General features: G+C 45.9%; 15 protein-coding genes, 1 rRNA gene and 1 pseudogene. 12 read left to right on the plus strand and 5 right to left on the minus strand.

The features are described from left to right. The first annotated feature begins 183 nt into the window (after window positions 1–183). On the plus strand, window positions 184–1,164 hold the full coding sequence (locus OTK50_RS16815) for a glycosyltransferase family 2 protein (RefSeq protein ID WP_032872409.1): 981 nt from the start codon (window positions 184–186) through the stop codon (window positions 1,162–1,164). A 36-nt stretch (window positions 1,165–1,200) separates the two neighbouring features. After that, entirely contained in the window at window positions 1,201–3,786 is a 2,586-nt protein-coding gene (locus OTK50_RS16820; RefSeq protein ID WP_239033855.1) for a YfhO family protein, read from the plus strand. Here OTK50_RS16820 and OTK50_RS16825 read toward each other — a convergent pair. Continuing rightward, entirely contained in the window at window positions 3,783–4,766 is a 984-nt protein-coding gene (locus tag OTK50_RS16825; protein ID WP_003155481.1) for a metal-dependent hydrolase, read from the minus strand. The two genes, OTK50_RS16820 and OTK50_RS16825, sit on opposite strands and share 4 nt — an antisense overlap. Before the next feature lie 225 nt (window positions 4,767–4,991). Between OTK50_RS16825 and mutY the strand changes: the two genes are divergently transcribed. Further along, entirely contained in the window at window positions 4,992–6,089 is a 1,098-nt protein-coding gene (gene mutY / locus OTK50_RS16830; protein WP_224224125.1) for an A/G-specific adenine glycosylase, read from the plus strand. Between the two features lie 5 nt (window positions 6,090–6,094). On the opposite strand, the gene OTK50_RS16835 is transcribed toward mutY, so the two are convergent. After that, a complete protein-coding gene (locus OTK50_RS16835) occupies window positions 6,095–6,319 on the minus strand; it encodes a hypothetical protein (protein WP_007408563.1) in 225 nt (74 codons plus the stop codon). An 81-nt stretch (window positions 6,320–6,400) separates the two neighbouring features. On the opposite strand from OTK50_RS16835, the gene fabL reads away from it, so the two are divergent. From fabL to OTK50_RS16860, 5 genes and pseudogenes are all read left to right on the plus strand, one after another. Continuing rightward, complete coding sequence (fabL, locus tag OTK50_RS16840) at window positions 6,401–7,153, plus strand: enoyl-[acyl-carrier-protein] reductase FabL (protein ID WP_003155478.1); 753 nt, start codon at window positions 6,401–6,403, stop codon at window positions 7,151–7,153. 84 nt (window positions 7,154–7,237) lie between these two features. Next, window positions 7,238–7,390: pseudogene (locus OTK50_RS16845) on the plus strand (gamma-type small acid-soluble spore protein); the annotation flags it as partial. A 159-nt stretch (window positions 7,391–7,549) separates the two neighbouring features. After that, entirely contained in the window at window positions 7,550–7,816 is a 267-nt protein-coding gene (locus OTK50_RS16850) for a YgaB family protein (protein WP_003155476.1), read from the plus strand. 135 nt (window positions 7,817–7,951) lie between these two features. After that, the gene (locus OTK50_RS16855) at window positions 7,952–8,482 is read left to right on the plus strand and encodes a DUF402 domain-containing protein (RefSeq protein ID WP_003155475.1); all 531 of its coding nucleotides are present in this window, start codon (window positions 7,952–7,954) and stop codon (window positions 8,480–8,482) included. Between the two features lie 82 nt (window positions 8,483–8,564). Beyond that, complete coding sequence (locus OTK50_RS16860) at window positions 8,565–10,307, plus strand: ABC transporter ATP-binding protein (RefSeq protein ID WP_224224127.1); 1,743 nt, start codon at window positions 8,565–8,567, stop codon at window positions 10,305–10,307. A gap of 79 nt (window positions 10,308–10,386) precedes the next feature. Here OTK50_RS16860 and OTK50_RS16865 read toward each other — a convergent pair whose 3' ends face one another. Next, complete coding sequence (locus OTK50_RS16865) at window positions 10,387–11,451, minus strand: aromatic acid exporter family protein (RefSeq protein ID WP_007610190.1); 1,065 nt, start codon at window positions 11,449–11,451, stop codon at window positions 10,387–10,389. Window positions 11,452–11,661: 210 nt separating this feature from the next. Further along, a complete protein-coding gene (locus tag OTK50_RS16870; RefSeq protein ID WP_038457375.1) occupies window positions 11,662–12,951 on the minus strand; it encodes a glutamate-1-semialdehyde 2,1-aminomutase in 1,290 nt (429 codons plus the stop codon). 158 nt (window positions 12,952–13,109) lie between these two features. On the opposite strand from OTK50_RS16870, the gene bcp reads away from it, so the two are divergent. Further along, the gene (gene bcp / locus OTK50_RS16875; RefSeq protein ID WP_224224128.1) at window positions 13,110–13,583 is read left to right on the plus strand and encodes a thioredoxin-dependent thiol peroxidase; all 474 of its coding nucleotides are present in this window, start codon (window positions 13,110–13,112) and stop codon (window positions 13,581–13,583) included. Between the two features lie 124 nt (window positions 13,584–13,707). Then, entirely contained in the window at window positions 13,708–14,145 is a 438-nt protein-coding gene (perR, locus tag OTK50_RS16880; RefSeq protein WP_003155465.1) for a peroxide-responsive transcriptional repressor PerR, read from the plus strand. Between the two features lie 34 nt (window positions 14,146–14,179). On the opposite strand, the gene OTK50_RS16885 is transcribed toward perR, so the two are convergent. After that, on the minus strand, window positions 14,180–14,533 hold the full coding sequence (locus tag OTK50_RS16885) for a YgzB family protein (protein WP_007408568.1): 354 nt from the start codon (window positions 14,531–14,533) through the stop codon (window positions 14,180–14,182). 202 nt (window positions 14,534–14,735) lie between these two features. Here OTK50_RS16885 and OTK50_RS16890 point away from each other — a divergent pair, with 202 nt between their 5' ends. Then, the gene (locus OTK50_RS16890) at window positions 14,736–15,620 is read left to right on the plus strand and encodes a nucleotidyltransferase-like protein (RefSeq protein ID WP_007408569.1); all 885 of its coding nucleotides are present in this window, start codon (window positions 14,736–14,738) and stop codon (window positions 15,618–15,620) included. A 228-nt stretch (window positions 15,621–15,848) separates the two neighbouring features. Beyond that, window positions 15,849–15,972: ribosomal RNA gene (locus tag OTK50_RS16895) — 16S ribosomal RNA — on the plus strand; the annotation flags it as partial.

The following is a 15,972-nucleotide window of genomic DNA, read 5'->3' on the forward strand; positions in this document are numbered from 1 at the left end:
TTTTTTTCTCATATCTGCCGAAAAACATGACAAAATATAAACCATATGCAGAAAAAATTTTCTGCCCGTGTAACAAAAAAAGGGTTTAAACGTCATTAAAAAAAGGAAAAGCCTTACTGAAGTTTTGCGGACAATTCCTTTAAGGCCGTCCTAAAAAAAGAATAATACAAAGAAGGTGCCTTCATGAAACAAAGGTTAATCTCAATTATTATTCCGTCTTACAATGAAGGGAACAATGTCAAGCTCATCCATGAATCTTTAAAAAAAGAGTTTCAGACGATTCATTATGACTATGAAATTTTCTACATCAATGACGGAAGCGCGGATGACACCCTTCAGCAGATTAAAGAACTGGCCGCCAGAAACCATCGCGTCAAATACATATCTTTTTCCCGCAACTTCGGGAAAGAAGCGGCCATTTTGGCAGGATTTGAACACGTGCAGGGCGAAGCGGTAATCGTGATGGACGCCGATCTGCAGCATCCGACCCATCTGCTGAAAGACTTCATTCAAGGCTATGAAGAAGGGTATGACCAAGTCATCGCGCAGCGCAACCGAAAAGGGGACAGCCCCGTGCGTTCCGTGCTTTCTTCCCTGTATTATAAATTTATCAACAAAGCCGTCGAAGTGGACCTGCGTGACGGGGTCGGAGATTTCCGCCTGCTGAGCCGGCAGGCCGTTGATGCCCTTTTGAAGCTGAGTGAAGGGAACCGTTTCTCGAAAGGGCTGTTCTGCTGGATCGGGTTTGACCAGAAAATCGTGTTTTATGAAAATGTCGAAAGGAAGAACGGCACGTCCAAATGGTCATTCAGCAATCTGTTCAACTACGGAATGGACGGTGTCGTCTCCTTCAACAACAAGCCCCTGAGGGTATGCTTTTTCACCGGTATTCTGATATTGCTTCTGTCGATGGTTTATATTGTAACGACCTTTGTTCAGATTCTGACACACGGCGTGTCCGTACCCGGATACTTCACCATTATTTCCGCCGTGTTGTTTTTAGGGGGCATCCAGCTTTTGAGTCTCGGCATCATCGGAGAATACATCGGCCGGATTTACTATGAAACAAAAAAACGCCCGCACTATTTAATTAAAGAAGCGAATATAACATACGGAGAACAAAATGAAACGAATTATACAAAAAAGCGCAAGTGGAACCATTAAACAGCCGCCGCTGTGCGCAGGGTCTGGGGACGTTGTATGAAAAAAAATAAATGGATCTTGCCGGCAGCCTGTGTGCTGGCTGCGGCAGCCGCTCATATTTTTTTCTTGAAAGAGTGGTCGGCAGGCCGCTATATGACGGGGTCTGGAGACGGGATCGCCCAAATGGCGGTCTTCAAAAAGCTGCTGTTTGATCAATATATGAACGGCAGGCTGTTTTACAGCTATTCGTTCGGACTGGGCGGGGGAGTGTACAGTCAGCTCGGCTATTATTTCTCTACTTCTTTTCTATTCCTGTTTTTCTCCGCCGCTGTCCGCTTTTTGCAGCTTATTCAGCTGACGGGTGAGGCTGATGCGCTGTTTTGGGCGCAGGCCTCCGTTTTTATCAGCATTGCCAAGCAGAGTTTTATCATTTTCACGGCGGCGTGTGTGTTCCGTTATTTCGTCAAACGGCCGGTGCCCGCTTTTGCGGGCGCCGTGTTGTACGGGGTCTCGATTATCTACTTCAGGCATGAGGTATATTGGGACTTTTTCACTGACAGTATGGTGTGGCTGCCGTTGCTTGTGTTGGGCGCGGAAAAAATCATCCGGGAAAAAAAGCCGGCGTGGTTTATCTTCGCCTGTGCGCTGACATTGATCAACAACTTTTATTTTGCGTATATTAATCTGATTTTCATCGGCATTTATATCTTATTCAGGTGGGTGATCCCCCTTGAAGGCAATGAGGCGAAAAGGCTCACTCAATGCAGGATATTTATTCTGTCGGGTCTTCTCGGGTTCGGCATAAGCGCAGTTTCCTTTATTCCTGTCGTATACGGATACCTTCATAATCTGCGGCCGCCGTATTCAGAGCATATTGCATGGCTTGATTTTTCCGACAACATTTTATTTTCTAGCCGGATTATCATCCTGCCGGCGGCTTTTTTGCTTTTTCTATTTACATTTACTTTATACAAAAACCGCTTGTTCCGGCTGTTTGCGGGAATCAGTCTGCTGTATATTCTGTTTCACTTCAGTCCGTTTGCGGCTAGTGCCTTTAACGGTTTTTCAGCTCCGCAGAACAGGTTTGAATACGTCCTGTGCTTCACGATTGCCGGAACGGTTTCAGCCGGGCTTTCTAAGCTTTCAGACATCAGCATGAAGAGTATGCTGATGTCCGCCGTACTCGTCGTTCTGCTCTATTGGAGCCAGGTGAGGCGGTACAGTCTGGATATTTCTGATCACGCCAACCTGCCCGTCATCCTTCTTCTGGTGCTGAGCATAGCCGCTTTCTTTGCAGCAAAGACAAGACTGAAAGGCGCGGTGCCCGCCGTCTATGCCGTCATATTGCTTACAGCTGTGCTTACGGCTAATACATATGAAAAATATGCTTTATCAGAAGGCGGGAAGATTTATACGGTATCGCATACATTTATGACGGGTGCTGACTATAAAGGCAAAGAGCAATCGGAGCTCATTCAGCGTCTGAAAGAAAAAGACCCTGATCCGTTTGCCCGTTTGGATTGGATGAACGGTGTTTTCAATAACACCCCGATCATATACGGGTTCAACGGATTCAGCGTATACTCAAGCATACTGAACCGCAATCTGCTGTCTTTTTACTGGAACGACCTCCAGATTGACATGGGCAGGGAAAGCGTCAGCCGCTATGCGACATTAGGAAACAGGGCTAATTTATACAGCCTGCTTTACGGAAAATATTATATGACGGAAAAAACAAACGAGGCCGGCGTGCCGTACGGGTTCAAAAAAATCATGGAATCAAACCATTATGCGGTTTATCAAAATCAATATGTGCTTCCGTTCGTACGGACAGCCGATCGCGTATATAACGAGGGCGGCCTGAAAAAAGCGCCCGCCCTTGCCAGGGAACGGGCGATGCTTGACGGGATCGTCATGGAATCAAGCACAATCAACACGAAAAAAGCGCCTGAGGCGAAAAATATGATCCGCCATGCAGAGGTAGCGGCCAAACATGGCGATTATCATAACGGCATCCTGACGGTAAACGAAGACGGCGGCGGCCTGATCATTACGCCGCAAGCCGCTAAGATGGACGGCGGCGATTATTACGTCAGCTTTTATTTGAAGAATAAAGCGAAGGACCAGGGCTTTACATTAAAAGTGAACGATTACACGACAACGAGAAAATCGAATCAATCTATTTACAAAACAGGTGTCAACGATCTTACTGTCAGAGTGCCGAAAACAAAAAACATCCAAATCCGTCTGCCGAAAGGATCGTATCAGCTTGACAGACTGGCGCTTTATGAAGAACGGTACGATACGCTGAAAAGCGCATACCGAAAAGCGGAAAAAGAACCGCCGGCCGATCTCAGCTGGCGCGGAAATACGCTTCATATCTCGTATGATAACAAAACCCGCGCGCCGTATATCATGCTTCCGATTCCATATGAAAAAGGCTGGGAGCTGAAGATAAACGGCAGAAAAGAGCAAATTGAAAAAGCGGATTATTCCTTCATCGGATTTAAAGCGCAAAAAGGAAAAAACGATATTCAATTAACGTATTACCCGCCGTTTTTTAAACCCGCGGCCGCTCTATCGGTGATCAGCCTCGTGTTTGCGGCTATATATGTGAGAAGACAAAAAAAGCCCGGCTCTTAAACAGAGCCGAGCTTTAATTTTTTCTGCAGTTTTTCCTCGCTGAAAATCCAGCCCGTGTAAGAAGAGAGAAGCTCTAAATCATGACTGAGGTGGACGATGGCGACAAAAGGATAGTGGCCTTTGCTCCGGTAGCGCAAATCAATAAAGCGCACCTCATAATGATCTTTAAAGGTATCGACCTCCCACCTGTAAACGGGGGAAAATGAAAGAAAGGCTGCAATATTTTCGTCCTGTTTCGCGGCCTTCATCACATCGGTTTCCGGAACGGGCACGCGGTTGAATGTATCCAATATCACGACATGGCCGTCAAGGCTTCTGCCGACATAAAAGGCATGCGCCGTCGTCACGGCGATACGCCACTGCCTGAATTTCATCGTCGGCGAAATAATGATGGTTTCAATCTCCTCTTCAATCATTTCGCGCAGCCTTCGCTTTATCCGCAGCTGCATCAAAAAACGGACGGCGTAATATCCTGCGAGGATGATATAAAGCATCAGAAATGTCACGCCCGGATGACCTCCGATATACCACACGGCAATCGCGGCCAAATGGCTGACGAAAATAAACGGATCAAAGGTATTGATTAAACCGAGAGCGATCCATTTTCTCGAAAACGGGCGGATGGCCTGTGTGCCGTACGCGTTAAAAATGTCAACAAACACATGCAACACGACAGCGAGGAGCGTCCACAGCCACAGGTGCAAAAAGTTCGCTTCCGGATAAAACATAAACAAAATACCCGGAATCAGAACGGACCAAAATAAAACGGCGGGAATGGAGTGCGTGAACCCTCTATGATTTCGAATATAAACGGCATTATTTTTCAGTTTCAATATGGTATCAATATCAGGTGCCTGAGAGCCGGCAAGAGCGGCGATCATAACTGCCTGAGACATGGGGGTGTGCATGCCGACGGCAGGATCAAGAGTTGCGATTCCGCCAAGCGCGATACCCATGACAACGTGAGTGCCAGTATCCATTGTTGACCTCCTAGCAGGCGTTAACAATCAGTCGCCCGCATATTTCGCATTATAAGATATTCCCCATTTTCTGTTTGCCCAATCATGGCGTTTATCCGCCGTTCTCATATGTTTCCGCTTTTTCTTTATCACTATTTAATGTAACATATTATCGTAACGTGCCCTAAGTTTACACCAAAATACGGTGTCAAGAAAAGCGGAACCCGAAACATCTGAGGAGAAGATATGAACGCACTTGAAGAAAAAATGAAACAAAAAGATATAGACAAATTTCGCGAGGACTTAATTACATGGTTCGAAAGAGAACAGAGAATTCTGCCGTGGAGAGAAAATCAGGACCCGTATCGGGTGTGGGTGTCAGAGGTGATGCTGCAGCAGACGCGCGTAGATACCGTCATCCCTTATTTCCGGCGGTTTGTTGAGCAATTTCCGACCGTTTCAGCGCTCGCTGAAGCCGATGAGGAAAAAGTGCTCAAAGCCTGGGAAGGGCTGGGTTATTACTCCCGTGTAAGAAATCTGCAAAGCGCCGTAAAAGAAGTGCATGAGCGATACGGGGGAGTCGTCCCTGCCGAGGAAAAGGAATTTGGCGGACTGAAAGGCGTCGGCCCTTATACAAAAGGCGCCGTGCTCAGCATCGCATACAACAAACCGATTCCCGCCGTAGACGGCAATGTGATGCGTGTCATGTCGAGAATTCTTTCCATATGGGACGATATCGCAAAACCTAAAACCAGAACCATTTTCGAACAGGCGGTATCAGCTTTCATTTCTCATGAAAAACCATCTGAATTCAATCAGGGTTTAATGGAGCTCGGCGCGATCATCTGCACCCCGAAATCGCCGTCCTGCCTGCTTTGCCCCGTACAAAAGCACTGCTCGGCATTTGCGGAAGGGACAGAGCGGGAGCTGCCCGTTAAAAGCAAAAAGAAAAAGCCCGGAATAAAAACAATGGCAGCCGTTGTGCTGACAGACGATCAAGGCGATGTCTATATTCATAAACGGCCGCCAAAAGGCTTGCTCGCCAACTTGTGGGAGTTTCCGAATACCGAAACCCAGAAAGGAATCAAAACCGAAAGAGAGCAGCTTGAAGCCTATTTAGAAAAAGAGATGGGAACAACCGCTGAAATCGGGGAGCTGGAAGGCATCGTAGAACATGTTTTCACCCATCTCGTCTGGAATATTTCGGTCTTTTTCGGTAAAGTAAAACAAGTGTCGGATACAACGGAATTCATACGGGTCACAAAAGAGGAGCTCGAGGAATACGCATTTCCCGTTTCCCATCAAAAGATATGGAAAATGGCGGAAGGAAGCGGCCGCCTGTAAAAGCGTCAGTCATAGCTGACGCGAGTGCCGTGGCCGTAATCCGCTTCATTCCGTTTCAGTCCGCCGCGGGCTTCGATTTCCTGAATCAGTTCCCGGTATTTGGACTGGCCTTCTTCGTTTAAATACGGCATAATTTGCTGGAAGGCATGATGGAAATAGGCGAGCTCTGAATCTCTCCAATCTTTTTTGGGCATCATGGCCAATTCGCCCATATCACGTCCGACATACATATAAAAGACCCCTTTCAACACATATTGCTTTTATTGTTTGTTGATTGAAAAGAACTATACACAGCAAGGAGCTGAGGAAAAATGGAACAAAATAAATGCGCACTGATCACGGGAAGCAGCCGCGGCGTCGGGAAAGCAGCCGCCATCAGACTCGCGGAAAAAGGATACAACATCGTCATCAATTACGCCCGCAGTAAAAAAGCGGCATTAGAAACCGCCGAAGAAATTGAAAAACTCGGCGTGAAAACGCTCGTCATTAAAGCCAATGTCGGCCAGCCGGCAAAAATCAAAGACATGTTCCGCCAGATTGACGAAACATTCGGCAGACTGGACGTGTTCGTCAATAACGCGGCTTCAGGCGTGCTGAGACCGGTTATGGAACTTGAAGAAACACACTGGGACTGGACGATGAATATCAATGCGAAAGCATTGCTTTTCTGCGCCCAGGAAGCGGCAAAGATGATGGAGAAAAACGGAGGCGGCCACATCGTCAGCATCAGCTCGCTAGGCAGCATCCGCTATCTTGAAAACTATACGACGGTCGGTGTCTCAAAAGCCGCTTTAGAATCGTTAACCCGTTATCTGGCGGTTGAGCTTTCTCCGAAAAATATCATCGTAAACGCAGTGTCAGGCGGAGCGATTGATACGGACGCGCTGAAGCATTTCCCTAACAGAGATGAACTGCTGGAAGATGCCCGCCAAAATACGCCGGCCGGCAGAATGGTCGAGATTAAAGATATGATCGACACGGTGGAGTTTTTAGTTTCTTCAAAAGCGGACATGATCCGCGGCCAGACCATCATTATTGACGGCGGACGTTCTCTGCTCGTATAAGTTTTAAAAAAAGATGAATAGCCTTATCATCTCCTGCGCATTCTAAAGTGCGTGGAGGTGATAACAATGGCAAACTCAAAATTCAGCAAAACAGACGTTCAGCAGGTGAAAAAACAAAACCAGCAATCAGCTTCCAGTCAGGGTCAATTCGGCACTGAATTCGGCAGTGAAACTGATGTGCAGCAGGTAAGAAAGCAAAACCAATCTGCTGAACAAAACAAACAACAAAACAGCTAATCACTGAAACGAAAAAGCACTTCATCTTCGGATGGAAGTGCTTTTTTTGTTGCCAAAACGACAAAACTTGTGATTCCTCTACAGAATGAGTCAAAGGGTTTTCCGGCGGAAAATCGAAATGGTAAGGAGTATCAACCTAAAAGCCTAAGGAGGAACCCGATGTCAGAGTTTGAAAAGCTTGTAAGTGAACAGATGAAAATCATGGATCAGCTTCTCGAGCTGCAGTCAGAACTTGACCGCTGCCGGCAGGTGGAAGCGGAACTCATCAGTCTGGAAAGAGATGCAAAGCTGGACAATGTACAGGACGAAATTGCGACAAAGCGAAAAGACCTGGCCGGCATACAGGAGTTATTCCAAAGGCAGACAGAGCAAGTCATCCAGTCTTATCGCAGCACGGAAAAGCCGTCTTCCTATGTGCAGAAATGAATGTGCCATTCCGGAAGCGGAGTGGTTCTTTTATTTTCATTTTTTAATTCGTAACGTTATAATAGTGAAAAGACTTGTCGGAAAGCAATTGCGGCTGCATTGACTGCAGGGCTTTACAGAAAGTAGGGGAGAAATATGGGGTATCCCAAGGAAGGAGAAACCATTCAAATTCACAGCTATAAGCATAACGGGCTGCTTCATCGAATTTGGAATGAAACGACGATTTTAAAAAGTACGGAATTGTGTATCATCGGAGCCAACGACCGGACAATGGTGACGGAATCCGACGGACGGACGTGGGTGACGAGAGAACCGGCGATCTGCTACTTTCATGCCCGTCAGTGGTTTAACGTCATCGGAATGCTGAGAGATGACGGGGTGCACTATTATTGCAACATCAGCTCGCCGTTCGCTTATGACGGAGAGGCCATCAAATATATTGATTACGATTTGGATGTCAAGGTGTTTCCGGATATGACGTATAACATTCTTGACGAGGATGAATACGATGACCACCGCAAATCAATGAATTACCCTAAAGAGATCGACAGTATTCTGAAGGAGTATCTGAATACGCTGCTGCACTGGATTCATCAGCGGAAAGGACCGTTTGCTCCGGAATTTGTTGATATGTGGTATGAACGGTATCTGCGCTATACAAAATAAAGAATACAATAAAAAACCTGTTGGGGTGTCAACAGGTTTTTCACATGGGCTCACACGCCTTAAAGAGAGAGGGGGATAAAGTGTGGGCGTAATCAGACGCTATATGCAATTTGTAAAACCTTATAAAAAACAAATTTTTATCACAGTGTTAATCGGCATCATAAAATTCTCCATCCCGCTGGCTCTCCCGCTTCTGTTAAAATACGTGGTCGATGACATTATTCAAGGGAGCGGAACGGCAAGCGCTAAAACATCATCGCTATTCACAATAATGGGCATCATGTTCGTGCTGTTTTTAATTCTGCGTCCCCCGGTAGAGTACTATCGGCAATACTTCGCGCAATGGACGGGCAGCCGGGTGCTCTATGATATCAGGGGAGTATTGTTTGATCATATTCAAAAATTGAGCCTGAAGTTTTATGCCAACACGAGAACGGGCGAAGTCATTTCCCGGGTGATAAATGATGTCGAACAGACAAAAGACTTTGTCATAACGGGACTGATGAATATCTGGCTTGATATGATGACGGTGCTGATCGTCATCTGCATTATGTTTACACTCGATGTTAAGCTGACATTGATATCTGTCATTTTGTTTCCGTTATACGGAATTTCAGTGAAATACTTTTACGGACGTCTCCGAAAACTGACACGTGAGCGTTCTCAGGCACTCGCCCAAGTTCAAGGACATTTGCACGAAAGAGTTCAGGGGATGCCCGTTATCAGAAGTTTCGCCATTGAAGATTATGAACAAGCCAATTTTGATGAAAAAAACGGACATTTTCTGGACAGGGCGATCCGTCATACGAATTGGAACGCAAAAACGTTTGCAGTCGTGAATACCATTACGGATTTGGCGCCGCTGCTTGTTATCGCGTTTGCGGGTTATTTTGTCATAAACGGTCCGCTGACGGTAGGGACGATGGTTGCGTTCGTCGGCTATATTGACAGAATGTACAACCCGGTCAGAAGATTGATCAACTCATCGACGACGCTGACCCAGTCGATCGCTTCAATGGACCGCATATTTGAATTTATCGACGAGCCGTATGAACTGACTGATAAACCGAATGCACTAAAAGCTGACGACATTAAGGGCGAAGTCGAATTCCGAAATGTCTCGTTCCGTTATGAGGAAGGAAAAGAAACAATTTTGCAGAACGTTTCCTTAAAGGTGACAAAAGGGGAAACCGTTGCGCTCGTCGGGATGAGCGGCGGCGGAAAATCGACGCTTGTCAGCCTCATACCGCGTTTTTATGATGTATCCGGCGGCAGCCTGCTGATTGACGGCACAGATATTCGCGAGTATGAAGCGAGAAGCCTCCGCAATCAAGTCGGAATGGTGCTTCAGGATACGTTTCTGTTCAGTGAGACAATTCGTGAAAATATCGCCATCGGTAAACCGGGAGCGTCTCTGGATGAGGTGGTTGCGGCTGCGAAAGCGGCAAATGCCCATGAATTTATTATGAACTTCCCCGAAGGCTACGAAACCAAAGTCGGCGAACGGGGCGTCAAATTGTCAGGCGGGCAGAAACAGCGGATTTCCATCGCGCGTGTATTCTTAAAAAATCCGCCGCTGTTAATCTTGGATGAAGCGACATCGGCTCTTGATCTTGAAAGTGAACACTACATTCAGGAAGCGATGGAAAAGCTTGCGAAAAACCGGACGACATTTATCGTCGCCCACAGGCTGTCCACGATTACGCACGCGGATAAAATTGTCGTCATGGAAAACGGCGCCGTCGTCGAAACCGGCACGCACGAGGAATTAATGGCCCAAGGCGGCCAGTATAGACACTTATTTACGATTCAGAATTTGAACTGATACAAAAACTTATGCCGTCCGAATGGGCGGCATAAGTTTTTTTGAATGCAAAAAAACCCGGTTTTACGGAAGCACCGGGTTACTCTTCGTCTGTTTCTAATTCGCTGTCTTTCGGGTGGTATGTCTGAAAACTCGTAATTAATGTATCGAGATGCTCCAGCTGCTCGCGGTATTCCGCAACCGCAGCCATAATGCTGAGCATATTGTAATCAAGCAGTTCATCCTCGCAGTTCTGCTGATTTTTCAAGAAAGACTTCGTCAAAAGCTGTTTATATCTTATGCTTTCTTCAGCATCGTCATCATGCGGTTTGATCTTGCCGACCGTCCGCATCAGAATCCTTTCGTGCCAATGAAGCAGATAATCAATTTCTTCTGTCAGCGTCTCCTGAAATTCCTCCGGCATATGATAAATCTCGTTTTCATAGCGGTGCAGCTTTTTCAGCGTATCAAGCGCCCGATTCGCCGTAATAATCGCCTGTCTGAATAAAACAAGCTTGCGCGACTTTACATACGTCGTTTTCTTAAAGTAGCTTCTCTCCTCTTTATAAAGAAGGTACGTATGATCAAGCTTCATCATCTTTTCCTTCAGCTTCTCAATATCCTCTTTCAATATCGAGTGTTCCGTGGACTGGCGCATCGTCAGCCTGATCCATTTCATGATCTCATCGGTATATTCAACCGTATGATGAGTCAGCTTCGTTTCGTATTTCGGCGGAAGAAACACAAGGTTAACAATAAAAGAAGACAGCACGCCTAAAATAACGGTGCTTGTTCGTATCAGAGCGAACGTCAGGAAGCTGTTTCCCGGTGTTTCTAAAATTGCGATAACCGTCACGAGCGCAATCGAAATGGTGTGTTCAATTTTCAGTTTTAACATGATCGTGATGACAATCACTGCGGTCAATCCGATCATAATCGGACTCGGTCCGAAAATCAGTCCGAATGCCGTAGCGATGACAGCGCCGATGATATTTGCCTGAACCTGATCAATAATAATAAGAAAAGACCTGTAAATAGAGGGCTGTATGGCAAATATAGCTGCAATCCCGGCAAAGATCGGCGACGGAAGTCCGATCCATGATGCTAAGTAGAGCGCGAGCGTAATCGCAATCCCTGTTTTAAAAATGCGGGCACCAAGTTTCATTGGTTTGTGCGTGCATTCCTTTCTCTAATAAATTATGTGCCGAACGAACGGCTGACACTTACATTTCCCTGTCGGCTGATTTGCTAAACAATAAAGTAATATACAGGGATCATACCAATTATTCAAGGTCTTTTTTTTGAAAAAACCATTATCTCACAAATCGTACAAAAAGAACAAGCGGAAGCCCCGGGCTCCCGCTTGTTTCAGCAGTTATTTTTTCATATGTCTGAACGCATCTTCAACGGCTTGTAAAGTGGTGTCGATATCCTCTTCAGTATGTGCGGTTGTGATAAACCAAGCTTCATACTTCGATGGAGCGAGATTGATGCCGCGCTCAAGCATCAGTTTGAAGAACTTGGCGAATGCTTCTCCGTCCGTATTTTCCGCCTGCTCGTAATTGACGATCTTTTCATCAGTGAAGTAAACCGTGAGCGCGCCTTTTAAACGGTTGACGGTGATGGTAATGCCATGTGTCTCCGCATGGGCGAGAATGCCTTGCTCAAGTCTGGCGCCGAGCTCATCAAGCCGCTCATAAACGCCTTCTTCCTTCAGCACTTCCAGGCAGGCGATGCCTGATAGGATAGATGCCGGGTTTCCGGCCATCGTGCCGGCTTGATATGCCGGGCCGAGCGGAGCAACCTGCTCCATGATCTCTTTTTTGCCTCCGTAAGCGCCGATCGGCAAGCCGCCCCCGATAATTTTACCGAGCGCCGTTAAATCAGGCTTCACTTGAAGAAGATCCTGCGCGCCTCCGTACATAAAACGGAACGCCGTGATCACTTCATCATAAATGACGAGCGCACCCGCTTTATGGGTCAATTCATTTACCTGTTCTAAAAATCCTTCTTCAGGTTCAACGATGCCGAAGTTGCCGACGATCGGCTCGACGAGAACCGCTGCAATTTCCGAACCCCATTTATCCAGCGCGGCTTTGTAGCTTTCAATGTCATTGAAAGGAACGGTAATCACCTCATTGGCGATGCTTTTCGGCACGCCGGCGGAATCAGGGGTGCCGAGCGTAGACGGACCGGAACCCGCAGCGACAAGTACGAGATCAGAATGGCCGTGATAGCAGCCTGCGAATTTAATGATTTTTGTCCGGCCTGTATAAGCGCGTGCAACCCGGATCGTTGTCATTACCGCTTCAGTGCCTGAGTTTACGAATCGTACTTTATCAAGTGAAGGAATGGCCTCCTTCAGCATTTTGGCGAAAGTGACCTCATGTTTGGTCGGCGTCCCGTACAGCACACCGTTTTCAGCCGCTGTTTTAATCGCTTCAGTAATATGCGGGTGGGCATGTCCGGTAATAATCGGGCCGTAAGCCGCTAAATAATCAATATACTGATTCCCGTCTACATCCCAGAAATAAGCGCCGTTCGCTTTTTCCATCGCAACGGGTGAACCGCCGCCTACCGCTTTATAGGATCTGGACGGGCTGTTCACGCCTCCGACGATATGCTCTAACGCTTCCTTATGAAGTTCAACTGATTTTGTATACAAAAAATGACCCTCCTAATATCTCCTTACATCATGTTCTATTGTAGCATGCTTCATTGCGAGCACAACGGGTTCATGCTTCCAGAAAAGAGCGGGGGGATAACGGTTGTAATCTTAACGTGAATTGGATACGCTTAATAAAAAACCCGGAGGTATAAGAAATGACGATTGAAATCGGACAAACAGCACCGGATATGAAATTAGTGAATGACAGCGGGGAAGAAGTAGCATTGACGGATTTTAAAGGGAAGTACGTCGTTCTCTATTTTTATCCGAAAGACATGACACCCGGATGCACGACGGAAGCATGTGATTTCCGTGATAAGCACGAAAGTTTCGCGGGACTTGATGCCGTTATCATCGGAGTAAGCCCTGACAGCCGTGACAAACATGAAAAATTTAAGCAAAAACACGATCTTCCTTTCCAGCTCCTCGTTGATGATGAGCACAAACTGGCGGAAGCTTTTGATGTGTGGAAGCTGAAGAAGAATTTTGGGAAAGAATATATGGGTATCGAGCGATCCACTTTTTTGTTAGACAAAGAAGGCCGTCTTGTGAAGGAGTGGAGAAAGGTAAAAGTGAAAGATCACGTTGCCGAGGCGCTTCGAGAATTGGAACAAATTGCGTCTAATTAATGGACAAATGCTGAACTCACGGGGTTTTCTTCAGATTACATTTGACAGGGGACCGGAAAAAGATGTACACTAATTATAAACATTATAAAGTAAGAATCTTTTTTAGAAGAGAGGTGCATGACGGATGGCTGCACATGAATTAAAAGAAGCCTTAGACACGTTGAAGGATACGGGAGTCCGGATTACTCCTCAACGTCATGCCATTCTGGAATATCTCGTGGATTCTATGGCACATCCGACAGCGGACGATATATATAAAGCTTTGGAAGGGAAATTCCCTAATATGAGTGTTGCGACAGTGTATAACAATTTGCGTGTATTCCGGGAAGCGGGGCTTGTAAAGGAACTGACGTACGGAGATGCGTCCAGCAGGTTTGACTTTGTCACCTCTGACCATTATCACGCCATTTGTGAAAGCTGCGGAAAAATCGTAGACTTCCATTATCCCGGGCTTGACGAAGTAGAACAGCTTGCGGCTCACGTCACGGGGTTTAAGGTAAGCCACCACCGTTTGGAGATTTACGGCGTATGCCAAGAATGTTCCAAAAAAGAAAACCACTAAACGAAGCTGACCGCTTTGATACGGTCAGCTTCGTTTATTTTACACTGTTTTTTCTGTTATAAGACTCATCGAACGCTTTGCCTTCCAATCCTTTATCCAATGTAAGCGGCTCTCTGCAATGCATGCACATATCCACTCTGCCCAGAATCTTCGTTTCTTTCTCGCAAGCGGGGCACATCACCCGGACCGCTTTTGTGGACAGCATGCCGATCCAAAAATAAACGGCGGTGCTGAGCCCGATCGACAGCAGGCCGAGAATCATAAACAAGCTGGCAAGCAAAACAGACTGCTTAAAGAACAGCCCGATGTACATAATGATAAACCCAACGAAAACCAAACTTAACGCAAACGTTCTGATCTTATTAATTTTGCTTGAGTATTTCGCCATGTCCATCCCCCTCTCGTTTAACTATAGCACAAAACAGATGGCATATTCTTCATGTTTTCGTAAGAAAAGGGAAGAATAAATATGGCACCTGAAAGGAAATTTGTTATAATAGTGCAATGTGTTTAGAAAAAAGGACTTTCATGTTTTATCATAGAAATGTAGAAACAATAGCTAGTGAAACAATCGCATTGGAGGAATCGTAATGGACAATCTTCTCCGTCCAATTTACCAAGAAAGAGCAAGTCATCCCGATACGCTGGCCGTCCTTATGATTGAGAGAAGGAGTAAAGCATCATCCATCACGGATAACTTTGATGCGGTCATGCTTGTCATTGTCAAACAGGCTGATGAACCTCTTTTTATAAAGCATTATGAATTCGAACAAAAAACCGCTTCTTTACATATTGTAACGGATGCTCTGCTTCAGGAATGGATTCTGCTTGGGACCAATAGAAGAGTCATAGATTGGATCATCAACGGCAAAGTGCTGTTTGACCGCAATGAATATATATCTGAACTCAATGACCGGCTCAGCACTTTTCCTTTCGCCGAGCGGAAATTAAAGATCGGAATGGAATACGGCAAGCTGATCAGAAGATTTGTAGAAGGAAAAGCGTTTTTTGAAGCTGATCATTTTCTGGATGCATATTATGCGGTAGTGCATGCTCTTCACCACTTGGCCCGCATAGAAGTGATTGACCGGGGGTTTTATCCCGAAACGACAGTCTGGAACCAGGTCCGTCACATTGAGCCGCAGGTATATAAGCTATATTCCGAACTTGTCGAGAGTCACGAAAGTTTGGAGAAAAGGCTCGAATTATTATTCTTAGCAAATGATTTTCTCATCCATTCAAAAGCTGAAATCGGTTCTGCGCACCTTTTTCAAGTGATGAAAGAAAAAGAAATGTGGCAGTTTGGAGAATTGCTTCAGCACCCTGAATTGGTGCACTTCACCCAAGATCTCGGTGTCATGCTTGATTATCTGACGGAAAAAGGCTTTGTTGAAGTATCTCAAATAGAGACCAAAGGGCAGGAAGTATATCATCGAGGATATTCTTTCAAAAAAAGTGTTGACGCTGAATCATAGGCATGGTATATTATTAAACGTCGCTGATGCGCTTCAACAAAAAGCTCACAGCGGCGGAGAAATAAAAATAAAAAAACATTTGACAGCAACTCGCTGAAATGTTATACTGAAAAAGTCGCCTCGAGATGAGGTTGAAATGATCTTTGAAAACTAAACAAGACAAAACGTACCTGTTAATTCAAAGTTTTAAATAAATCGCACAGCAATGTGCGTAGTCAGTCAAACACTTTATCGGAGAGTTTGATCCTGGCTCAGGACGAACGCTGGCGGCGTGCCTAATACATGCAAGTCGAGCGGACAGATGGGAGCTTGCTCCCTGATGTTAGCGGCGGACGGGTGAGTAACACGTGGG

This window comes from Bacillus sp. NEAU-CP5, from assembly GCF_026420705.1.
Classification (GTDB): domain Bacteria; phylum Bacillota; class Bacilli; order Bacillales; family Bacillaceae; genus Bacillus; species Bacillus velezensis.